This window comes from Dysgonomonas sp. PF1-14, from assembly GCF_029892965.1.
Classification (GTDB): Bacteria; Bacteroidota; Bacteroidia; order Bacteroidales; family Dysgonomonadaceae; genus Dysgonomonas.
Genome location: NZ_JARXWN010000001.1, coordinates 281,644 through 305,528, shown reverse-complemented (window position 1 = coordinate 305,528; position 23,885 = coordinate 281,644). Strand labels below are relative to the sequence as shown.

19 protein-coding genes and 3 tRNA genes are annotated in these 23,885 nt (G+C 42.4%); 2 read left to right on the top strand and 20 right to left on the bottom strand.

Annotated elements, in window-relative coordinates:
• Positions 1-184: 184 nt before the first annotated feature.
• From rpoC to M2448_RS01305, 20 genes are all read right to left on the bottom strand, one after another.
• The gene (rpoC, locus tag M2448_RS01400; RefSeq protein ID WP_280644481.1) at positions 185-4,468 is read right to left on the bottom strand and encodes a DNA-directed RNA polymerase subunit beta'; all 4,284 of its coding nucleotides are present in this window, start codon (positions 4,466-4,468) and stop codon (positions 185-187) included.
• Between the two features lie 117 nt (positions 4,469-4,585).
• Positions 4,586-8,398: a DNA-directed RNA polymerase subunit beta gene (rpoB, locus tag M2448_RS01395; protein ID WP_280644480.1), complete on the bottom strand. Its 3,813-nt coding sequence runs from the start codon at positions 8,396-8,398 to the stop codon at positions 4,586-4,588.
• 102 nt (positions 8,399-8,500) lie between these two features.
• Entirely contained in the window at positions 8,501-8,881 is a 381-nt protein-coding gene (gene rplL / locus M2448_RS01390; protein WP_280644479.1) for a 50S ribosomal protein L7/L12, read from the bottom strand.
• A gap of 47 nt (positions 8,882-8,928) precedes the next feature.
• Positions 8,929-9,441 carry a 50S ribosomal protein L10 gene (rplJ, locus tag M2448_RS01385; RefSeq protein WP_280644478.1) on the bottom strand — a complete coding sequence of 171 codons (513 nt, stop codon included), beginning with the start codon at positions 9,439-9,441 and terminating at the stop codon, positions 8,929-8,931.
• Positions 9,442-9,463: 22 nt separating this feature from the next.
• Entirely contained in the window at positions 9,464-10,159 is a 696-nt protein-coding gene (gene rplA / locus M2448_RS01380; RefSeq protein ID WP_280644477.1) for a 50S ribosomal protein L1, read from the bottom strand.
• A 17-nt stretch (positions 10,160-10,176) separates the two neighbouring features.
• On the bottom strand, positions 10,177-10,620 hold the full coding sequence (gene rplK, locus M2448_RS01375) for a 50S ribosomal protein L11 (protein ID WP_280644476.1): 444 nt from the start codon (positions 10,618-10,620) through the stop codon (positions 10,177-10,179).
• Between the two features lie 67 nt (positions 10,621-10,687).
• Positions 10,688-11,233 (bottom strand): transcription termination/antitermination protein NusG, encoded by a 546-nt coding sequence (nusG, locus tag M2448_RS01370; RefSeq protein WP_280644475.1) that lies wholly within the window; start codon positions 11,231-11,233, stop codon positions 10,688-10,690.
• Positions 11,234-11,248: 15 nt separating this feature from the next.
• A complete protein-coding gene (secE, locus tag M2448_RS01365) occupies positions 11,249-11,440 on the bottom strand; it encodes a preprotein translocase subunit SecE (RefSeq protein ID WP_280644474.1) in 192 nt (63 codons plus the stop codon).
• Between the two features lie 21 nt (positions 11,441-11,461).
• A tRNA-Trp gene (locus M2448_RS01360) sits at positions 11,462-11,533 on the bottom strand.
• 53 nt (positions 11,534-11,586) lie between these two features.
• Positions 11,587-12,774 carry an elongation factor Tu gene (gene tuf, locus M2448_RS01355; protein ID WP_280644473.1) on the bottom strand — a complete coding sequence of 396 codons (1,188 nt, stop codon included), beginning with the start codon at positions 12,772-12,774 and terminating at the stop codon, positions 11,587-11,589.
• An 83-nt stretch (positions 12,775-12,857) separates the two neighbouring features.
• Positions 12,858-12,929, bottom strand: a tRNA-Thr gene (locus M2448_RS01350).
• A 138-nt stretch (positions 12,930-13,067) separates the two neighbouring features.
• A tRNA-Thr gene (locus M2448_RS01345) sits at positions 13,068-13,141 on the bottom strand.
• Between the two features lie 165 nt (positions 13,142-13,306).
• The gene (raiA, locus tag M2448_RS01340; RefSeq protein ID WP_280644472.1) at positions 13,307-13,606 is read right to left on the bottom strand and encodes a ribosome-associated translation inhibitor RaiA; all 300 of its coding nucleotides are present in this window, start codon (positions 13,604-13,606) and stop codon (positions 13,307-13,309) included.
• Between the two features lie 21 nt (positions 13,607-13,627).
• Positions 13,628-14,509, bottom strand: coding sequence for a tyrosine recombinase XerC (locus M2448_RS01335; RefSeq protein WP_280644661.1), 882 nt, complete (start codon positions 14,507-14,509; stop codon positions 13,628-13,630).
• Positions 14,510-14,579: 70 nt separating this feature from the next.
• Positions 14,580-14,771, bottom strand: coding sequence for a 30S ribosomal protein S21 (rpsU, locus tag M2448_RS01330; protein ID WP_006800211.1), 192 nt, complete (start codon positions 14,769-14,771; stop codon positions 14,580-14,582).
• A gap of 233 nt (positions 14,772-15,004) precedes the next feature.
• Entirely contained in the window at positions 15,005-15,457 is a 453-nt protein-coding gene (locus M2448_RS01325; protein WP_280644471.1) for a GNAT family N-acetyltransferase, read from the bottom strand.
• 144 nt (positions 15,458-15,601) lie between these two features.
• Positions 15,602-16,684: a membrane dipeptidase gene (locus M2448_RS01320; RefSeq protein WP_280644470.1), complete on the bottom strand. Its 1,083-nt coding sequence runs from the start codon at positions 16,682-16,684 to the stop codon at positions 15,602-15,604.
• A gap of 42 nt (positions 16,685-16,726) precedes the next feature.
• Positions 16,727-17,830, bottom strand: a complete 1,104-nt coding sequence (locus tag M2448_RS01315) for a D-TA family PLP-dependent enzyme (RefSeq protein WP_280644469.1) — start codon at positions 17,828-17,830, stop codon at positions 16,727-16,729.
• 15 nt (positions 17,831-17,845) lie between these two features.
• Complete coding sequence (locus tag M2448_RS01310) at positions 17,846-18,316, bottom strand: RidA family protein (protein ID WP_280644468.1); 471 nt, start codon at positions 18,314-18,316, stop codon at positions 17,846-17,848.
• Positions 18,317-18,343: 27 nt separating this feature from the next.
• Positions 18,344-19,666 (bottom strand): gluconate:H+ symporter, encoded by a 1,323-nt coding sequence (locus M2448_RS01305; RefSeq protein WP_280644467.1) that lies wholly within the window; start codon positions 19,664-19,666, stop codon positions 18,344-18,346.
• Between the two features lie 251 nt (positions 19,667-19,917).
• Between M2448_RS01305 and prfB the strand changes: the two genes are divergently transcribed.
• Positions 19,918-21,031, top strand: a protein-coding gene (gene prfB, locus M2448_RS01300) for a peptide chain release factor 2 (RefSeq protein ID WP_280644466.1) whose coding sequence is annotated in 2 segments (ribosomal slippage) — positions 19,918-19,980 and positions 19,982-21,031 — 1,113 coding nt in all. Because the reading frame shifts where the segments join, the coding sequence is not laid out codon by codon here.
• A 25-nt stretch (positions 21,032-21,056) separates the two neighbouring features.
• Positions 21,057-23,831, top strand: coding sequence for a prolyl oligopeptidase family serine peptidase (locus M2448_RS01295; RefSeq protein ID WP_280644465.1), 2,775 nt, complete (start codon positions 21,057-21,059; stop codon positions 23,829-23,831).
• Positions 23,832-23,885: the final 54 nt, after the last annotated feature.

Below are 23,885 nucleotides of genomic sequence, written 5' to 3'. Positions count from 1 at the left end.
TTATTATTTTTTATATAAAAATAATCAATATTACATAAATGTGATATATATAATTTAAAATACAATCAAAATAACAAATATTCCTTTCTTTATGTCATCTTTATGTTGTGTGTTTTGCGTAAAACACGAAAGGGGAGTAGCATATTGCTACTCCCCTTTCTAACTATAATAAAAGAATAATTAATTATTCTACGGCGTCAAAGTCTACTACTGTCTTTCTGGTGGCAGCAATACGATCAAAATCTTCTTTTGTACCTACAACAAGCTTCTCAAACTCGCGTTGTCCTGTACCTGCAGGAAGCAAGTGCCCACAAATTACATTTTCTTTCAGGCCTTCGAGTTTATCGACTTTAGCGTTTATTGCAGCATCGTTCAGTACTTTTGTGGTTTCCTGGAACGAAGCGGCTGACATAAAGCTTTGAGTCTGCAACGCAGCACGTGTAATACCCTGAAGTATCTGGTTGGCAGTGGCAGGGATTGCGTCACGCACTTCTATCGGACGGAGGTCTTTACGCTTGAGCATAGAGTTCTCATCTCTCAGTTTGCGTGCAGTAACGATTTGTCCCGGCTCGAATGTTGTAGAATCTCCGGCATCGAGTACAACTTTTTTGCCCCAGATTCTGTCATTCTCTTCCATTACATCGTATTTGTCGATTACCTGTTGTTCGAGGAAGCGGGTATCTCCCGGATCGATCACTTCTACCTTGCGCATCATCTGACGCACAATTACTTCGAAGTGCTTATCATTAATCTTCACTCCTTGCAGACGATATACATCCTGTACTTCGTTTACAATATATTCCTGAACGGCAGTAGGTCCCATAATAGCCAGAATATCGGAAGGAGTAGTTGCTCCGTCAGACAATGGCATACCTGCGCGTACGAAGTCATTTTCCTGTACGAGTATCTGTTTCGATAGTGGAACCAGATATTTCTTCACTTCACCGAGTTTCGATGTAACGATGATCTCTCTGTTACCACGTTTGATCTTACCGAATGAGACTTCTCCGTCGATTTCAGACACTACGGCAGGGTTAGACGGGTTACGTGCTTCGAATAGCTCGGTAACACGCGGAAGACCTCCTGTGATGTCACCAGCCTTACCTACAGCACGAGGAATCTTAACCAGAACATCACCGGCTTTGATCGTATCATTATCGTCTTTCACGATGTGAGCACCTAATGGTAAACTATATGTTTTGATAGTATTTCCGCTCTCATCCAATACATGGGCTTCGGGAGCCTTAGTCTTGTCACGCGATTCGATGATGATCTTCTCTTTCAGTCCGGTTTGTTCGTCAGACTCAACCTTATAGGTAACTCCTTCTATAACATTCTCAAATTTGATGCGCCCGGTAGCTTCGGAAATGATAACCGCGTTGAATGGGTCCCATTCGCAGATCAGGTCATCTTTCTTCACCTTAGCGCCATCTTTGAAGTACAGTTTAGAACCGTAAGGAATATTATGTGTAAGCAATACGATTTTGGTATTTGGATCTACCAGACGAAGTTCAACCAGACGGCTAACTACGATCTGTGCTTTCTTACCCAATTCGTCTATTGCATCTACTGTACGCAGGTCATCTATTTCCAGTACACCGTCGTACTTGGCTACAACGCTACTTTCGGCAGCAATGTTGGATGCGATACCTCCGACGTGGAATGTACGAAGTGTAAGCTGTGTACCCGGTTCCCCGATAGACTGTGCAGCAATAACACCTACAGCCTCACCGCGCTGAACCATGCGGCCTGTGGCAAGGTTACGTCCGTAACATTTTCCACAAACACCTTTTTTAGATTCGCAGGTAAGTACCGAACGTATTTCCACACTTTCGATAGGTGAGTTTTGGATAATATTCGCTGTATCTTCGGTGATTTCTTCTCCGGACTTAACAATGATTTCTCCTGTCTGAGGATGCTGTATATCGTGAACCGATACACGTCCCAAGATACGTTCGTATAGCGATGCAACAACTTCTTCGTTGTTTTTCAGTTCGGTGCAGACAAGTCCGCGTAGTGTACCGCAGTCTTCTTCGTTGATGATCACGTCCTGAGAAACGTCTACCAGACGACGGGTCAGATAACCCGCATCGGCTGTTTTCAGAGCGGTATCGGCAAGACCTTTACGCGCACCGTGGGTAGAGATAAAGTACTCTAACACAGACAGTCCTTCTTTAAAGTTGGAAAGGATCGGGTTCTCAATAATCTGAGCACCTTCCGCACCACTCTTCTGAGGTTTAGCCATCAATCCACGCATACCTGACAGCTGACGAATCTGTTCTTTCGAACCACGGGCTCCCGAATCCAACATCATATATACTGAGTTGAATCCCTGATCGTCTTCCGAAAGCTGTTTCATCAGAATATTCGACAGTCTGGAGTTAACGTGTGTCCATGTATCGATGATCTGATTGTAACGCTCGTTGTATGTGATGAATCCCATATTATAGTTGCCTATAATCTGTTCTACTTCGTCATAACCTTGTTGAACAAGTGTTTCTTTTTCTGCCGGAATGATTACATCTTCGAGGTTGAACGACAATCCACCACGGAATGCCATCATATAACCCAGATCTTTGATATCGTCGAGGAATTGCGCTGTTTTGGCAACACCCGATATTTTGATTATGTTACCGATAATATCACGAAGCGATTTTTTAGAAAGCACTTCGTTGATATAACCTACTTCGTAAGGTACTATTTCATTGATCATAACACGTCCTACAGAAGTTTCACGCATCACATCAACAATGTTACCATTCTCATCAAGGTCTTTTACATATACCTTGATAGGAGCATGGATGTCTACTTTCCCTTCGTTGTAAGCGATAACAGCTTCTTCCGGTCCGTAGAATGTCAGTCCTTCACCTTTAGCACCTTTACGTATTTTTGTAATATAGTAAAGTCCCAAAACCATGTCCTGAGATGGTACGGTAATAGGTGCACCATTGGCAGGGTTGAGGATATTGTGTGATGCAAGCATCAACATTTGCGCTTCGAGGATAGCCTCGTTACCCAGCGGTAAGTGAACAGCCATCTGGTCGCCGTCGAAGTCGGCATTGAACGCCGTACACGATAGCGGGTGCAACTGGATCGCTTTACCTCCGATCATTTTCGGTTGGAATGCCTGAATACCCAAACGGTGAAGAGTAGGAGCACGGTTTAGCAATACAGGGTGTCCTTTCATTACATGTTCGAGGATATCCCATACTACAGGTTCCTTGCGGTCAACGATCTTTTTAGCAGACTTTACCGTTTTCACGATTCCGCGCTCTATCAGTTTACGGATGATAAACGGTTTGTATAATTCGGCGGCCATATCCTGAGGAATACCGCATTCGTGCATTTTAAGTTCCGGACCAACGACGATAACCGAACGTGCAGAATAATCGACACGTTTACCGAGCAAGTTCTGACGAAAACGTCCCTGCTTCCCTTTCAAACTGTCGGAAAGTGATTTCAACGGACGGTTGGCATCAGTCTTCACTGCACTTGATTTACGTGAGTTGTCGAACAATGAATCCACAGCTTCCTGAAGCATACGTTTTTCGTTACGTAAGATTACTTCCGGAGCTTTAATGTCGATCAGTCTTTTCAGACGGTTGTTACGTATAATCACACGACGATAAAGGTCGTTCAAATCCGAAGTCGCAAAACGTCCACCATCTAGTGGAACCAACGGACGAAGTTCAGGTGGAATAACCGGTACGATCTTAACGATCATCCATTCCGGCTTGTTCTTACCTTTCGATCCGCGAAATGCTTCTACAACCTGTAGTTGCTTTAGCGCTTCGTTTTTACGTTGCTGAGATGTATCTGTACTGGCTTTGTGACGCAGTGTATTTGCCAGAGAATCCAGATTGATTCTTGCGAGCATATCATACACAGCTTCTGCTCCCATTTTTGCAATAAACTTATTAGGATCGGTATCGTCCAATAGTTGATTTTCTTTCGGCAGTTTGTCCAGAATATTCAGGTATTCTTCTTCAGTCAACAGGTCTTTTTCTGCTATTCCTTCTTCTACTGCTATACCTGATTGTATTACTACATAACGTTCGTAGTAGATAATAGAATCGAGTTTCTTTGTAGGTATCCCGAGCAGATAACCCATCTTGTTAGGCAGTGAACGGAAATACCAGATATGTGCTACCGGAACCACAAGGTGGATGTGCCCTGTCCGTTCGCGGCGTACTTTCTTTTCTGTTACTTCAACCCCACAACGGTCGCAGACAATACCTTTGTAACGGATTCTTTTATATTTACCGCAATGACATTCGTAATCCTTTACAGGTCCGAATATACGTTCGCAGAATAGTCCGTCACGTTCCGGTTTGTAAGTACGGTAATTGATTGTTTCGGGTTTCAAAACTTCACCGCTCGATGCTTCCAGAATTTCTTCGGGAGAAGCAAGGCTTACAGTTATTTTTGAAAAACTACTCTTTACTTTATTTTCTTTTCTAAAAGCCATATACTTTCTTTCTTTTAAAGCTGTTAGCCATTAGCTGTTAGCTATTAGCTATTTTGTTAGAGTATTATTGAATCCGCTAGCTAAAGGCTAAAAGCAATTAGCTAACGGCTATTAATATTAATCAAGAGAAACGCTTAGTCCCAGTCCGCGCATTTCGTGAAGGAGTACGTTCAGTGACTCAGGAATACCCGGCTGTGGCATAGGTTCACCCTTAACGATGGCTTCATAAGCTTTAGAGCGTCCCACCACGTCATCAGACTTGATGGTAAGAATTTCTCTAAGGATATGAGTAGCACCAAATGCTTCAAGTGCCCAAACCTCCATCTCTCCGAAACGTTGTCCCCCGAATTGAGCTTTACCTCCAAGAGGCTGTTGCGTAATGAGTGAGTATGGTCCGATAGAACGGGCGTGCATCTTGTCTTCCACCATGTGCCCCAGTTTCAGCATATAGATGATACCTACTGTAGCATGTTGGTCAAACTGGTCTCCTGTACCTCCGTCGAAAAGGCGTACTTTTCCATATTGAGGAACGTTGGCTTTGTCAGTCCAAATATTCAGATCGTCAAGGCTTGCTCCGTCAAAGATCGGAGTCGCAAATTTGACACCGAGTTCTTTTCCTGCCCAACCCAGAACCGTTTCAAAAATCTGTCCCAAGTTCATACGTGAAGGCACACCCAGCGGATTCAATACGATATCTACCGGTGTTCCGTCCGGTAAGAACGGCATGTCTTCCTGGCGAACGATACGTGATACGATACCTTTATTACCGTGACGGCCGGCCATCTTATCACCTACCTGTACTTTACGTTTCTTAGCAACATACACTTTCGCTATCTGAATGATACCTGATGGTAATTCGTCTCCGATAGTCAGGTCGAAACGTTTGCGTTTCAGTTCGGCATCGAGTTCTTTATATTTACGCAGATAATTAACAATAACATCGCGGATCAGATCGTTTTTGTGAGCATCTGTTGTCCAGTTACTTACCTGTATCGATTCGTAGTCGATATTGTCCAGTGCGCTTTTTGTAAATTTAGAACCTTTGGCTATGATATCTACATTCAGATAGTCTTTTACTCCCTGAGATGTTTTGCCTTCGGTCAATATCAGTAGTTTGTCTACCAATACAGCTTTTACCTTCGCTATCTTTTCTTCATATTCTTCATCCAGTTTAGGAAGCAGTGCTTTACTCGAAAGTTTTGTTTTTCCTTTCTTCGAAGCTTTAGAGAACAGGTTTGTCCCTACTACTACTCCTTTGAGTGAAGGAGAAGCTTTTAGTGAGGCATCTTTCACATCTCCGGCTTTATCCCCAAAGATTGCACGAAGCAGTTTTTCTTCCGGCGACGGATCCGATTCTCCTTTCGGAGTAATCTTACCGATAAGGATATCGCCCGGATTAACACGCGCTCCGATACGGATAATTCCTCTTTCGTCCAGATCTTTTGTAGCTTCTTCGCTCACATTCGGTATATCGGAGGTTAGTTCTTCGACACCACGTTTTGTATCGCGCACTTCAAGTGCAAATTCTTCAACGTGAACTGAAGTGAATATATCTTCGCGTACAATACGTTCGTTCAATACGATTGCATCCTCGAAGTTATATCCTTTCCAAGGCATGAATGCTACTTTCAGGTTTTTACCGATAGCGAGTTCTCCTTGCTCTGTCGAATATCCTTCGGTAAGTATCTGATTGGCTACAACTCTGTCTCCTTTACGGCAAATAGGACGAAGGTCGATTGTTGTATTCTGGTTCGTTTTACGGAATTTAGGGATCACATATGTTTTAACAGCATCGTCGAAAGCTACAAAGTCTTCGTCTTGCGTACGGTCATATTTTATCTTAATGGTGTCAGCATCTACATATACCACTTCTCCTGCGCCTTCGGCTACAATCTGAGTACGTGAATCGCGGATCAACTGACCTTCGATTCCTGTACCTACGATAGGGGCTTCGGTACGCATCAGCGGAACTGCCTGACGCATCATATTCGATCCCATCAGTGCACGGTTGGCATCGTCATGCTCCAGGAACGGAATCAATGATGCTGCAATAGATGCAATCTGAGTAGGAGATACGTCCATTAGTTCTACCTCTTCGGGAGCTATTACCGGATAGTCTGCATCCTGACGTGCCTTTACGCGCGGGTTAATGAATCCGCCATCATCATTCAACGGCGCATTACCTTGTGCGATCAGTCTGTCTTCCTCTTCTTCGGCTGCTAGGTAGACGATTCCGTTATCCGAAAGGTCTACTTTTTTATCTGCTACTTTGCGATAAGGGGTTTCGATGAATCCCAGATCATTGATCTTTGCATATACACAAAGTGAAGAGATAAGACCAATGTTAGGCCCTTCCGGTGTTTCTATCGGACAAAGACGTCCGTAGTGGGTATAGTGAACGTCACGCACCTCGAAACCTGCTCTTTCGCGGGAAAGTCCGCCTGGCCCGAGTGCCGACATACGACGCTTGTGAGTGATCTCTGCCAACGGATTGGTTTGATCCATGAACTGAGACAATGCATTCGTTCCGAAGAATGTGTTAACAACAGAAGATATTGTTTTCGCGTTAATCAGGTCGATCGGCGTAAATACTTCATTGTCGCGAACGTTCATTCTTTCACGAATGATGCGTGCCATACGGTTTAGACCAACTCCAAACTGGTTGAAAAGCTGTTCGCCAACTGTACGTACACGACGGTTGCTCAAGTGGTCGATATCATCAACGATAGCTTTTGAGTTGATCAGTTCTATCAGGTACTTGATGATTTCTATAATGTCTTCTTTTGTCAGAACACGAATATCTGTACCGGTAGACAGCCCTAGTTTTTTGTTCAGTCTGTATCGTCCTACTTCTCCCAGATCGTAGCGTTTTTCTGAAAAGAACAAGTTGTTGATTACCTCGCGGGCACTGGTGTCGTCAGCAGGTTCTGCGCTGCGCAGCTGCCTGTAGATATGACGAACCGCATCTATTTCCGAGTTACTAGGGTCTTTCTGCAACGTGTTGTAGATAATGGCAAAGTCGGAAATGTTCTGAGATTCTTTGTGCAACAAAATAGTAGAAACACCCGAATCAGTGATCAGGTCGAGATGCTCTTTTTCAAGAACATTTTCACGTTCAAGGATTACTTCGTTACGTTCGATAGAAGTTACCTCACCGGTATCTTCATCTACGAAGTCTTCCATCCACGTTCTCAGGATTCTGGCGGCAAGCTTGCGTCCTAAGACTTTCTTTATATTTTGTTTTGTAACTTTTATTTCTTCTGCCAGATCGAAAATTTCGAGGATATCTCTATCACTCTCGAATCCGATGGCACGAAGGAGTGTTGTTACCGGCAATTTTTTCTTACGGTCGATGTATGCGTACATGACATTGTTGATGTCTGTAGCAAACTCGATCCATGAGCCTTTGAACGGAATGATACGCGCCGAATAAAGTTTAGTTCCATTGGCGTGCATTGTCTGTCCGAAGAATACGCCGGGCGAACGGTGCAATTGTGATACAACAACACGTTCGGCTCCGTTGATGACAAAGGTGCCTTTGTCGGTCATATATGGTATCAGTCCCAGATATACATCCTGGATAACTGTATCAAAATCTTCATGATCGGGGTCGGTGCAATAAAGCTTTAGTTTGGCTTTCAGAGGCACACTGTATGTCAAACCTCTTTCGATACATTCTTCGATGGTATAACGAGGAGGATCGATGAAGTAGTCTAGAAACTCTAATACAAAGTTGTTTCGTGTATCGGCTATAGGAAAGTTTTCAGCAAAAACTTTGTATAGTCCTTCGTTTTTCCTTTTTTCAGGAGGGGTATCAAGTTGTAAAAAGTCACGGAATGACTTTAACTGTACTTCAAGGAAATCCGGATAAGGAAGCGGATTCTTTATTGAAGCGAAATTGATTCTTTGATTTGTATTTGTTGAAGACATGGAGTTACCAATTTTATTGAACTAATTATTTTTGACGCAAAAAGGTTAAGAACCTCCTTCTGTGAAGGTTCCTAACCAAATATCCCTTTTACAGGACTATCTTTACTTAAGTTCAATTTCGGCTCCAGCTTCTTCTAATTGTTTTTTCAATGCGTCAGCTTCATCTTTAGTTACTCCTTTTTTCAATTCGCTAGGAGCAGCATCTACGATGTCTTTAGCCTCTTTCAAACCAAGTCCTGTAAGTTCTTTTACAGCTTTAACAACTTGCAATTTGTTAGCTCCGGCTGCTTTAAGAATTACATCGAAAGATGTTTTTTCTTCTGCAGCTTCAGCCGCACCACCTGCAGCAGGTCCTGCCGCAACAGCAACTGCAGCAGCAGCTGGTTCAATACCGTATTCAGTTTTTAGAATTTCAGCCAATTCGCTTACTTCTTTCACTGTCAAATTTACTAGTTGTTCTGCAATAGCTTTGATATCTGCCATTTTTGTATAAATTAAAATTGTTATTATTCTTTTTTGTTAAATGTGTATTATCTGTTCGATAATGTTTCTAATACGCCGTGAATAGTATTTCCACCTGATTGAAGGGCAGAGATAACATTCTTAGCCGGAGATTGAAGCAATCCGATAACGTCGCCGATAAGTTCGTTCTTGCTCTTAACGTTTTCGAGTGCTTTCAGGTTCTCAGCGCCTACATAGAAGCTTTCTTGTACATAAGCAGCTTTCAGTGCAGGGATTCCTTCCTTTTTATATTTTGCTATCAACTTAGCCGGTGCATTTGCCGAATTGGAGAACATGATAGCTGTGTTACCTTTCAGTACTTTGCTCAGTTCCGAATAGTCACCTTCAAGTGTATCCAATGCTTTTTGCAGCAATGTGTTTTTTACAACCATCAACTTGATTTCCTGCTTAGCACATTCTCTTCTTAGTTCGCTTGTTTTAGCAGAATTAAGAGTAGCTATGTCTGTAAGGTAGAAATGCTCGTATCCTTTGATTGTAGAGGCTATAGCTTCTATGATAGTCGTTTTATCTTCCTTTCTCATAATTTTTCAGTCAATTTTTCGATTAGTTTTCTACTGATTTAGGGTCTATTTTTACACCCGGACTCATAGTACTTGAAAGACAAACACTTTTCACATAAGTTCCTTTAGCCGCAGTCGGTTTCAGTTTGATAAGCGTAGCGATAAATTCTTTCGCGTTATCTCTGATCTGTTCCGGAGTAAATGATACTTTACCGATAGATGCGTGGATAATACCAGCTTTGTCTACTTTAAAGTCTATTTTACCGGCTTTAACTTCTGTCACAGCTTTAGCAACATCCATAGTTACGGTACCGCTCTTAGGGTTAGGCATCAGACCACGAGGTCCTAATACACGTCCCAGGGCACCGATCTTACCCATGATGGCAGGTTGTGTGATGATAACATCAATATCAGTCCAGCCACCTTTTATTTTTTCGATATACTCGTCCAAACCTACATAGTCGGCTCCTGCTTCTTTAGCAGCAGCTTCTGCGTCCGGAGAACATAACACCAAAACTCTCACTTGCTTTCCTGTTCCATGAGGAAGAGATACTACACCTCTTACCATCTGGTTAGCTTTACGAGGGTCTACGCCAAGACGAACATCTAAATCAACAGATGCATCGAATTTTGTAGTCGTAATCTCTTTTACAAGAGATGAAGCTTCGCTGAGTGTATATAATTTACCTGCCTCAATCTTACTGGAAGCTAACTTTTGATTTTTTGTAAGTTTACCCATTTTTAATTGAAGTTTAATTATTTAACATCAGGGAAAGCCCCTTTTACGGTGATACCCATACTTCTTGCTGTACCAGCAACCATTTTCATGGCCGATTCGATAGTAAAACAGTTCAGGTCCGCCATTTTATCTTCAGCGATAGCTTTTACTTGTTCCCAAGTAATTTCAGCTACCTTCTTACGATTTGGTTCGGCCGATCCGCTTTTTGTTTTAGAAGCCTCCAGTAATTGGATAGCTACCGGTGGTTGTTTTACTATAAAATCGAAAGACTTATCGGCATAGTAAGTAATTATTACTGGTAATATTTTACCTGCCTTGTCTTGAGTTCTGGCATTAAATTGCTTACAGAAATCCATGATATTGATCCCTTTCGAACCTAATGCAGGTCCTACGGGAGGAGATGGATTTGCTGCACCGCCTTTAATCTGTAATTTTAATTGTCCAGCAATTTCTTTAGCCATTTCTGTTTTTAATTTTTAGTTTTATTAAAACCTAAGATTGAACATCGGGGATTGCGTAACCAAAACCTTACTGTTCTTTTTCGACTTGTACGTAATTCAATTCGAGCGGAGTTTTCCGTCCGAATATTTTTACCATTACTTTCAGTTTCTTTTTCTCTGTGTTTACTTCTTCGATAACGCCGGAGAATCCAGAGAAAGGCCCATTGATCACTTTTACGTTCTCTCCAACAAAATATTGGATATCCATGCCTACTTCCTGCTCATCCAGTTCGTCCATAGTGCCTAGTATCCGGTTTACTTCGGACTGGCTCAGTGGCTGAGGGTTGGCTGTGTTGGGTAGAAAACCGGCAACGAAATTAATGTTGCGCAGCTCATGGATAACTTCTCCTATCAGAGCAGCCTCAATCAAAATATAACCGGGAAGATAAGCTCTTTCTTTCAGAACTTTCTTTCCGTTACGCATGATGTAAGTCTTCTCTGTGGGGATAAGAACTTGAGAAATGTATTTCCCTAAGTCAGATTTCTTTATCTCAGCTTCAAGATATTCTTTGACTTTATTTTCTTTTCCACTAACGGCACGCAGAACGTACCATTTCTTTTCGATTTCAGTCATAGCTTTTGATAAATATTACAGACCATAGAATACCTTCTTGATCAGATTTTCGAAAGCCGAATCAACCCCCCATACTACTAATGCCATAATAATGGAAGCGATCATGACAATAACAGCGCTGTTGGTTAATTCTGCCCGAGACGGCCAAGATACCTTATATACAAGTTCGTTATAAGAATCTTTGATATAGTTAATTATTTTTTTCATCACTCACCTGAGTTGTTTTAGCACGGGCGGAGAGATTCGAACTCCCGACATTTGGTTTTGGAGACCAACGCTCTACCACTGAACTACGCCCGTAGATTATAAAGTCGGTCATATTGCAAACCGACTTTATTATGATTGAATTTTTATTATCCTAGTACTTCTGTTATCTGACCAGCACCTACTGTACGTCCACCTTCGCGGATAGCGAAACGAAGACCTACATTACAAGCAACCGGGTAGATAAGATCTACTGTGATAGTCAAGTTGTCACCAGGCATAACCATGTCTGTTCCTTCAGGAAGAGTGATTTCACCAGTAACGTCAAGCGTACGCAGGTAGAACTGAGGACGATATTTGTTGTGGAATGGAGTGTGACGTCCACCTTCTTCTTTTTTCAGGATATACACCTCAGCTTTGATCTTAGTGTGAGGAGTGATTTTTCCCGGGTGAGTGATTACCATACCACGTTTGATTTCTTCTTTATCGATACCACGAAGGAGAAGACCTACGTTGTCACCGGCTTGTCCGTCGTCAAGAATCTTACGGAACATTTCTACTCCTGTAACAACTGATTTTTTAGCTTCAGCTCCAAGACCGATGATCTGAACTTCTTCACCAGTTTTGATTTTACCTGTCTCGATACGACCTGTTGCTACTGTACCACGACCTGTGATAGAGAACACGTCTTCAACTGGCATAAGGAATGGTTTATCAACGTCGCGCTCAGGAAGTGGAATCCATTCGTCTACATTCTTCATAAGCTCCATTACCTGGCTAACCCAAGGCTCAACACCGTTCAATGCCCCAAGAGCAGAACCGCGGATAACCGGAGTATTGTCGCCGTCGAATTCGTAGAATGAAAGAAGCTCACGCATTTCAAGTTCTACAAGTTCCAACATTTCTTCGTCTTCAACGATATCACATTTGTTCATGAAAACAACCAGTCTTGGTACGTTTACCTGACGAGCAAGAAGGATGTGCTCACGAGTTTGAGGCATCGGACCATCAGTAGCAGCAACTACGATGATAGCACCGTCCATCTGAGCAGCACCAGTAACCATGTTTTTTACGTAGTCCGCGTGACCAGGACAGTCAACGTGAGCGTAGTGACGGTTAGCTGTTTCGTATTCTACGTGAGAAGTATTGATTGTTATACCACGTTCTTTTTCTTCAGGAGCGTTGTCGATAGAGTCGAACGAACGTGCTTGAGAAAGTCCTGCGTCAGCTAATACTTTAGTGATAGCAGCAGTCAGAGTAGTTTTACCATGGTCAACGTGACCGATTGTACCGATATTTACGTGCGGTTTCGCCCGGTTAAAATGTTCTTTTGCCATAATTAATCTTCTATTATTTAGTTAATGTATAATATTTAATTCAATTCGAATAAAATCTTTCTAACATGTAAGTTAAAATACAGAGCCCATGACGGGATTTGAACCCGTGACCTCTTCCTTACCAAGGAAGTGCTCTACCACTGAGCTACATTGGCATAATCTTGTGTTTATCCTTTTTGGATATATGTTTTAATGAAAAACGTATATCTTAGAGAAATAAAAAAAGATCGAAGCCTGAATATTACAACCATTAGATTTATAGGCCATTCAGGACTTCTTGTTTCTTATACCTGAGCCTCTTGTCGGATTCGAACCAACGACCCCGAGATTACAAATCACGTGCTCTGGCCAACTGAGCTAAAGAGGCGTAAAAATCTAATTTTGCCGCTATTACCGCTTTTTTAATAGCGAAACGGCGACAAAATTAGAAATTATTTTTTAGAATAACAATACTTTACGTATTTATTTTTCTCTTGTTTTTTCTTTTGAGGCATAATCCTCTAATGTATATAGAGCAAAGGGTTTCTTGTTTTTATTTTGTTTGAGTTTTTTCTTTGGCTTTCAATACTTGTTTTTCAAGAGCCTCTATGCTTTGCACAACTGCTTCTTCGAATGTGTCTGCCACTTTGTTCGCGAATAATTCTCCGTTTTTGATGTTAAGTTTTACTGATGCTTCTTTGTTGTTTGATACTTCGGGTTTTACTACTTTCAGAATAACTTCTGCGTCTACAATCTGATCTGAGAATTTGTCCAGTTTTGACAATTTCTTTTCGATAAACTCTTTTAATTGAGTTGTTGCATCAAAATGCACTGACTGAATTGCAATATTCATAATATTTCCTCCTTTTTATTTTTAGGCTCTTGGGTGAGCCTTGTTATAGATTTTCTTTAATTCTTCGAATGAAGTGTGCGTATATATTTCTGTTGCAGCAAGGCTGGAGTGCCCCAGCAGTTCTTTTACCGCATTGATGTCGGCGCCATTGTTCAGCATGCCGGTGGCAAAGGTGTGGCGCAGGACATGTGGGCTGGTCTTCGATAGTGTAGGGATCTGTTTCAGCTTTTCTGTCACTATGCGGTGCGCCAGCATCGGGTAAAGTTGCTGTCCGTCTTTTTTAACAAACAAATAGCCCGACTGGTTTTCGGTTTCGCTATTTCTTGTTTCCAAGTATTGCTTTATCTGCGATAGTATATTGTCGCTGATGGGGATGACTCGTTGTTTGTTGCGTTTTCCGGTAACCAGTATGGTTTTGTTGCTGAAATCGATGTCGATGTCTTTTAATCCAATCAGTTCGGCACGCCGGATGCCTGTGGTGTAGAATAGTTCTATCATCAGATGGTCGCGTGCTGATTCGAACGAGTCGGATTCTTGCACCTCATCCAATATGCTGTCCATGTCGCCATTGCTTACAAAAGCGGGAAGCGGCTTGGTCGTTTTTGGGCCTGTTACCTTTTTTGCAGGATTAGCTGTTGTTTCGCCTATCCGTAGCAGATATCTGTAAAAAGATTTCAAAGAACTCAGTTTGCGATTCACCGAGCGTGGCGATATTTTGTTTTCCATAAGTGAGACTATCCACATGCGGATGATATCGCTGTCAACAGCTTGTATTTCTATATCAGGAAAATGCTCGGCGATGAAGCAGGCGAATTGACGGAGATCCTCAGAATAAGAAATCTCCGTATGTAAAGAATAATTCTTTTCATAACGGAGATACTTGATATATTTCTCAATTAACAGCATCATTCATCCGGGTTTTAATCCTGAATGACGAAGTTAATAATATTATGCGAAAAAGACAATTATTTTTTTATTCTTCCGAACGGTGCATTGCCTGTACATAAACAGCATGCAATCTTTGCTCTCTCTTTACTACAGACGGCTTGCGGAATTCCTGACGTCTTCTGAGCTCTTTTACTACACCTGTTTTTTCGTATTTTCTTTTAAATTTTTTTAGGGCTTTTTCGATGTTTTCGCCCTCTTTCAATGGAACAATGATCATAATTTGTTTTTGTATTATTTTTTTGTTGTTAAATTCATTTTTCAAGTGGGATTAGAATCCCTTTCGTATAAACATTTAAGTCAGCTGCTTTGTAATAATAAACGATCTTCCGAACATCACTTGCTGTGACATCCTATTCTTGTCGAATATGTTTTGTTCAAAAGATCATCAAACCTCCTCTCTGTTTTCGGGCTGCAAATTTATGATTTAAAATCTTAATCTCCAAGACTTTTTTATTCTTTTTTCATCTCTATATGTGGCAGCCCGTCTTCCAGATACATCTCACTTGTTTGCCTGAAGCCGTGACTTTCGTAGAATTTTTTCAGGTATTGCTGTGCCGAGATAGTGATTTTGGTTTCTCCCAATGCTGATTCTTCCAGTTCGATGGCTCTTCGCATCAAATCGTGCCCATATCCGTATTTGCGAAACTCTGTGGCAACGACTACGCGCCCAATGCAGGCTTGGCTAAAATAATCACCTGCTCTGAACAGACGGCAATATGCAACCAGCCTACCGTCTATATATCCGTGCAGGTGCAGAGCTTTCTGATCTTTATAGTCCATGTCGAGATATGGCGCATCCTGCTCCAATACGAATATTTTGCAGCGCAGATGCAGTATATCATATAGTTCTGTTGTTGTAAGCTCCTCGAAACGGCTTACCCTCCATGTTAATTCTTGCTTCATATTGTTTTCTGAAAAAGTGGAACAAAGGTAAATATTCCCTGAAGAAAAAGATATGTAAGTAATGTGAATTTTTAGATTCATCTTTTATGACAAAAAAAAGAAGGAGCAAAGCGCTGTTCCTTCTTTAATGTCTGATTTATTGGATTATAATGCTTTTCGCATAAAACGTATCCAGTTGCCATTGGCTATTTTCTCGATGTCTTCGTCGCTATAGCCTCTGTTTTTAAGTAACGATGGTACCTTTTGCAGGTCGGCTATTGTTTTCAGGTCGTAAGGGCATTGCTCTGTACCAAATGCACCATCAAGATCACTACCTATAGCGGCATGATCTGTATTGCCGGCAATCTGGCAAATATTGTCAATATTGTTTACCATAATTTCCAGATTGCAGTTCATGTCTTTCGCATTCGATACGCCACGCACCCAGTTGGGAACCATCATCCACGCGTCTAAAGCAATCCCGATAACAGCATCTCGTTCAATCAACGCTTTTATCATCTCATCGCTGAACTGGCGGTTGTGGTTTACAAATTTGCGGCAATTATTGTGACTTGCCCAGATGCTGCCTTTGTATATTTCAAGTGCATGCCAGAAAGCATCATCATTCAGATGAGTGGCGTCCAGTATCATACCAAGCCGATCCATTTCTTTCAGCAGGGCAACGCCCATATCGTTAAGCCTTCCTGACGAATCAGTACCGTTGGCATATCGTCCCGGACCGTAATGCGCAGGGCCGATAGCTCTTAGCCCATAGTTGTAGGCTATTTCTACATGGTCGAGAGTCACAATGGAGTCTGCGCCTTCGAGGCTTAATATATAGCCTACAGGCTTCTTGTCGTTTGGTTCTCCGTTAGCCCATAGCGCCAGATGTGTATCCAGTTCGGCGCGGTTCTTTATCATTACCATTTCGCCGAGCCGTTCCATTTCGCGGTACCATGCCAGTTGTCCCTGTGTCTGTGCCCATGCCTGTTCGGGAGAGTGCCATCCTGCACCCGGAAGCCCTTTGTTATCTCTCACTACACGTCCTATTTGTGTAGCTACGACCAGTCCGATGTTTCCTTTTCTTAGCTCGGGTAGGGTTGTGGTGGCATTGCCTCTGTCGGGCTTGTCGGTCATACCGGCTTCGCTTTCGTTTATTTCATCTACAGACCAGCGGAGGTCTCTGTTCCATTCCAAAGCATTCATGCTCAGGTCGAGATGTGCATCTATAATAAGTGGTTTAGACATTTTTAAGGTTTTTCGGTATTTGTGATTAATAAAGGGATGATGCTAATAGTTGATAGAACGGTTTCGGGCAACTATATTCCAGTATGTGATCTTGTTATTATTCATTATCACACAGGCTTTATCATATAGCGCCACAGTAGGGCAGATGTGTACCGGTACTCCGTAGAAGATATCACCTAAGTGATACTTACTGCTATCCGGCACTTCCACTACAAGATGCTCTTCGCTTTGTGCTATGGGTTTAGCCTCCGGCGCATTCAGGAAGTAGACGCGAGGCAAAGGGTTTTCCGCAGCAACGGACTTATGCCCTAAATCGATACAAATATGATGCTTGTCTATGATGGAGATAACGCGGGAGATGACAAGGGCAGCATACTCGAAAGGCATGTCCTTCAGCATATGTTTGTATCCCCAGTCCCAAAATATAAATGTGCCGGGGCTACATTCTACATTGTCTCTGTGTATATGTACCGGGAAGGTTGGTGTTCCTCCCATCACCATTGTTAAATGCTGAGGACACCATTCTGCTATTTCATCATAGACTTTCTTTGCTAGGGCGAATGACTTATCTCCGGCCTTCTTGCGCTCACCTATATTCTCATCATGTATGTGTCCGTCATAGCCATGTATTCCGGTCAGGTGGATGTTACCCAGAGCAAGGATCTTCCTTGCCAGCGAAAGCGCTCCTTCCGGCAAAATGCCTGTGCGGTTCATGCCGACATTAAGGTCGATATATACATTTAACTTTATTCTCTCCTTCTTGCAAAGCGAGTCGATCTGTTGCGCATTAGATTCGCTATCGACAAGACAGGAAAAGGTGCTGAGCGGATATGCTTTAACTAATGACAGTAAGCGTGATGTTTTAGGACCTACAGGTTGGTAAGCCAATAATATATCGGGTGCTCCGATGATAGCCAGCATTTCGGCTTCGGCAATAGTCGCACATTTAAACTTGGTAATGCCGGACTGTAGCATCATGTTGCAGACCTCACTCATCTTGTTTGTTTTCACATGAGGGCGGAGTTTGTCTACATCTTTAGCTATCTCAATGCAGAGGTCGATATTCTCTTGCACCCTGTCGGGATAGATAACTAATGCAGGAGAATCTATCTGCTCTTTGTTTTTGATCTTATACCATTCAGCCATAATCTTGGGGTAGGTTTAGTATAGTTCAAATAAAGCTTCTATTTCTACAGGAATATTGTCCGGTAATGAACCGAAGCCCACAGCACTTCTTGTGCCTACACCGTTCTCTTCACCCCATACTTCGGCAAATAGTTCACTACATCCATTGATGATGTATGGGTGATACTCAAACTCAGGTACACAGTTTACCATACCTAGAACCTTGATCACTCTTTTCACTTTATTGAGGCTGCCGAGATTTGTTTTGATGGTAGATAGCATGGTTAGTCCTACCTGTCGTGCGGCATGCTTGCCTTCTTCCTGAGTCAGTTCTCTGCCGATACGGCCGATAATCAAAGACTTGTCATCTTGTACTGGTCCATGTCCGGACAGATACAGATACTTGCCATCGATCAGGCATGGTTTATATACTCCTTTTGGTGCTGGGGCAGGGGGCAGTGATAGTCCCAGTTTAGCGAATTGTTCATCAGCATTGTACATACTCATAATGTTTATAGTTTAAGTTTATATAATTCATTTTACAATAAGGCTCAATAGCAAGACTCCCAATAGTCCCATTACGGAAACTATTGCCTCCATAACCGACCATGATCTGAGCGTGTCCTTCATACTCAGGTTGAAGTACTCTTTAAACATCCAGAAGCCCGCATCGTTCACATGAGAGAACATTAAGCTACCTGCACCCAGAGATAAAACCATCAGGCACGGGTTTACACCGCTTTGAGCAACAAGTGGCATAATAACACCTGCGGCAGTAAGGGCGGCAACGGTAGCAGAGCCTACGCAGCCTCTGATAATGGCAGCTATCAGCCATCCTAAGATAAGCGGATGTATAGGCAATTGTTTTAGTACATTGGCCAGCTCCTGACTAACTCCACTGTCTTCCATTATTTGTTTAAAGATTCCGGCTCCGGCAATAATAAGTAATATCATAGCAATGTCTTTTACTGCATCGCCATAAACCTCCATTATATCTTTCATCTTTCGTCCTTGACTTATGCCTAATGAATATGTGGCAACAATAACGGCAAGTAACATAACGATAGATGGTGCTCCAACGAATGATACGATAGATTTGGTTGTGTCACCCATCTTGGGAAAGCAGTAAGGGATGACAGTCACTATTATCAGCAGGAAAACAGGAAGTGTTGCGGTTATAAAACTGTTGAACTTTCCCGGAGTACCGTAATTGTTGTTTGTCTCTTTTTGTTCAAATAAGGTTACAGGCCCGGATTTGATATTCTTCAATGTTTTTGAGAAGACGGGACCGGCAAGTATAATGGAAGGAATAGCCACAGCTAAACCGTAGATGAGGGTAAGCCCCATGTCTGCCTCAAACATTGATACCAATGCTACAGGCGAAGGATGTGGTGGCAAAAAGCCATGTGTGACAGATAAAGCAGCTAACATTGGTAACCCGATATAGACAGCCGGAAGCTTATATTTGTATACAATGGAAAAGATAAGCGGAACTAGCAGTATAAACCCGATACCATAAAATAAAGGGATGCCGACAATAAATCCGGTTACCATCAATCCCCATTGGATATGTTTCGTGCCGAAAGCATTTACCATTACATCGGCGATCTTTTGTGCTGCACCACTTTCAGCGACCAACTTACCAAGCATTGCGCCCAATACGATAATAAGGGTGAGGTCTCCCATTATTGCCGCAATGCCATTATTTACAGATTTAGGCAGATTCTCTAATGGTATCCCCAATGCTATTCCGGCAAGGATAGATACAATGAGGAAAGACAAGAACGCATTGACCTTAAAACGGGAAATGAGCACAATAAGTAGTGCTAAGCTAAGGATAATGATGATAAAAGGCATCGACTTAAGGTTTTATGTGTTTGCTAATATGTAAGGACATCCTTTTGAGAATTACCTTATCGTGTTTTCTTGATGTTTCAAAATTAAGAAATAACTTCAATAAACAGCCTTTCAATATGTTAATTAACACCTGTCTATTCGTTGTATTTTTAAAGTAGTATATCCGCATATTTCACTATACAAAGATTGATAACTCTTTCTTTTTTCATACATTTGCAGCTTGATTTATTAACTAACTTAAAAGGTAACTTATGATTACATCAGACCAACTCAAAGAAGTGTTGGAACGCGAGGATGCGTTGAGGAGGCATCTTTGACGTCGATGCAAAGAAAATACAACTCGAAGAAGAGGAACTGAGAACTCAGGCTCCCGGATTCTGGGACGATAATAAAGCCGCCGAAGCTCAGATGAAGATCATACGCGGTCTGAAAGGGTGGATAGAAGGCTATACTGAAGTAAAAGCAGGAGTAGACGAACTGCAACTTGCCTACGATTTCCTGAAAGAAGGCGTAACTTCCGAAGAAGAAGTTGATGCTGCCTACAATGAAGCCCTTAAATTGGTAGAGAACCTCGAGCTTAAAAATATGCTTCGCCGCGAAGAGGATAAGCTTGGAGCCGTACTGAAAATAAATAGTGGCGCTGGCGGAACAGAAGGTCAGGACTGGGCATCCATGCTGTTTCGTATGTATCAGCGCTGGTGCGAAGATAAAGGATATAAAACGACTATTACCAACTGGCAGGACGGAGACGAGGCTGGTATTAAAACGGCTACATTACAGGTGGAAGGCGAATATGCTTATGGTTACCTCAAGTCGGAAAACGGTGTGCACCGCCTTGTACGCGTTTCACCCTATAATGCTCAGGGCAAGCGTATGACATCATTTGCTTCGGTGTTTATCGTGCCATTAGTGGACGACAGCATCGAAATAGATGTTAATCAGTCCGATATCACATGGGACACTTTCCGTTCCAGTGGAGCAGGAGGCCAGAATGTGAATAAGGTAGAAACAGGCGTTCGTTTGCACTACAAATACAAAGACCCTGAGACCGGTGAAGAAAAGGAGATTGTTATAGAGAATACAGAAAGCCGTTCCCAGTTTGGAAATAAAGACAATGCTATACGTTTGCTGAAGTCGCAACTCTACGAAATGGAGTTGGAAAGACGCAGTCGTGAGCAGTCGAAGATAGAAGCCGGCAAGAAGAAAATCGAATGGGGTTCGCAGATACGTAGTTATGTATTCGACGACCGCCGGGTGAAAGATCACCGCACCAATTATCAGACATCGAATGTAAATGCTGTGATGGATGGTGACCTCGATGATTTTATCAAAGCTTATTTAATGGAATACGGCGAAGAGGCGTAATCCTACATTATAAAACCTTATTGTTATGGCAGGAAAAACACATATCAAGAGTGTTATTCTCGGTTTGGCTATATTTACAGCCCTGCCGGGAATGGCACAAAAGAAAGTCTTGGATCATTCCGTCTACGATTCGTGGAAGAGTATATCCAATATCAGTGTAACCAACGACGGGAAGTATTCCGCCGCAGTAGTAAAAGAACAGGAGGGTGACGATTATCTATTGATACGTGATCTGAAAACCTTGCGGGAACTTGTTGTTCCGCGTGGTTCGACCTACTCTGTTGCTCCCGATCAGAAGCATATCATTGTACAGATCAAAGCACCTTTTGCAGTTACCCGTCAGGCGAAGATAAAGAAGACCGCCGATGAGAAGATGCCTAAAGATTCGCTGGCAATCGTAGTTCTCGATAAGTTTACCATAACCAAAATCCCGAATGTTAAAACCTATAAAACAGGTAAAGACTTCTCTGACTACATAGCCTATACATACGATGATACGCTAAAGGTAAAGGACAAGAAAGAAGTGAAGGCTTATTCGCTGATATTGCGCAATATCCTCACCTCGAAAGAAGATACGATAAAGAATGCGACCGAGTATGTTTTCAGCCGTAACGGCAAAGGCTTTGCAACTATCTTAAAGCCTGCGGCGAAAGATAGCGTTAACAAGCCGGGTGTATTGTATATAGATTTGGCTAACTATGCCAAACGAACAATCTCTACAGGGAAGACTACGTATAAAGGATTGGCTTTGTCCGAGTCGGGTAATAAATTGACCTTCCTCGCTACGGCAGATAGTCTGAAAAAGGAGGTGAAGGACTATAGTTTGTATTATTTCAATTCAACTTTAGATTCTGCAATGATAGTGGCAGATAAGGCTAAAGCAGGCATGCCTGATAAATGGAATGTAAGTGAGAACTACAATCCTGTATTCAGTAAGAATGAGAAACGTCTGCTACTTGGTATTGCGCCGATGCAGTTGCCGAAAGATACTACGATACCCGATTTTGAAAAGGCTCAACTCGATATATGGCATTGGAAAGAACCACTGATACAGCCGATGCAGCTTGTGCAGAAAGATAAGAAACTGAAGCAGACATACCTTTCATACATCGATCTGGATAACGGGAATAAGTTCTACCAGTTGGCAACAGAAGATATGCCGGAGGTAGTTATCTCCGATGAGAATAACGGACGTTATGCTGTAGGAACATCTAACCTAAACTATATCCTCGAGTCGCAGTGGGATGTATGGGCAGCTTCTACCAATGATGTCTGGTTGCTCAATCTGGATAATCATTCTCAGAAGCAGATCAAGAAAGGCTTGAAAGGGCGTCAGAACTTGTCACCTCAGGGAAATTATCTGGCATGGTATAATACGGAAGACCGCAGGTATTATGCCTATTCCATGAACACTGGAAAAGAGGTCTGTCTTACTGATGAGTTAGACGTTAACTTCTGGAATGAAAAGACAGATACCCCGATGCTGCCTTATCCATATGGCATTGCAGGATGGATGGAGAACGATGAGGCATTGTTAGTATATGATGCCTACGATATATGGAAGCTCGATCCGCAAGGAGTAAAAGCTCCCGAGAATCTGACGAAAGGAGAAGGGCGGGAAACGAAACGTACTTTGCGCTATATAAAGACAGATCCCGAGAGTCGGTTTATAAAGCCGGACGAAAAACTGCTGTTGTCTGCTTTCGATAATACGACTAAGGAAAACGGCTTCTATGAACTGGATGCTAAATCAAAACTGAGACAGCTTGCCATTGATAAATATACCTATAATTATCCGGTGAAGGCAAAAGAACAGGACATCTATTGTTATACCAAGAGTAACTTCAATACATCGCCCAATCTGTATGTGACCCCCGATCTTTGGAAGAAGGAAACTAAACTATCCGATATAAATCCTCAGATGAAGGATTACAACTGGGGTACAGCCGAACTGGTTTCGTGGACTACCTTCGATGGTAAGACTACACAGGGAATTGTATATAAGCCCGAAGATTTTGACCCGAATAAGAAATACCCTGTGATGATCTATTTCTATGAGCAGCATACCGATAACCTGTATCAGTACTTCCCGCCTGCACCGAGCCGATCCATCATAAACATACCATTCTATGTTAGTCGTGGATATATTGTATTTACGCCTGATATCATTTATACTACAGGACATCCGGGTAACGATGCTTATAACTGTGTCGTGTCAGGAGCTGAAATGATGGCAAAGAACGCTTGGGTAGACAAAGATAATATGGCTATACAGGGACAGAGCTGGGGTGGTTATCAGGTAGCTTATCTGGTTACACGTACCAATATGTTTAAGGCTGCCGGTTCCGGAGCTCCGGTATCTAATATGTTCAGTGCTTATGGCGGTATCCGTTGGGATACAGGCATGAGTCGTCAGTTCCAGTACGAGCAAACCCAGTCGCGTATAGGTGCTACTATGTGGGAAGCGCCGGAACTGTATAAGGAAAACTCACCTGTATTCTTTGCAGATAAAGTCCAGACCCCTTTGCTGATAATGCACAACGATAAAGACGGTGCAGTACCTTGGTATCAGGGTATAGAGTACTTTATGGCGTTACGCCGCTTAGGTAAACCGGTGTGGATGCTGCAATACAACAACGAGGCTCACAACCTGAAAGAGCGAAAGAATACTAAAGACTTGAGCATACGCCTGCAACAATTCTTCGACCACTACCTGAAAGGTGCACCCGAACCCGTATGGATGAAAACAGGTGTCCCTGCAGTCGATAAGGGCAGGACCTACGGTCTGGAGCTGGAATAACCGGAAGGTATATCGATCAATCTGTTATAATGGATATTTATAGCAGATTGATCG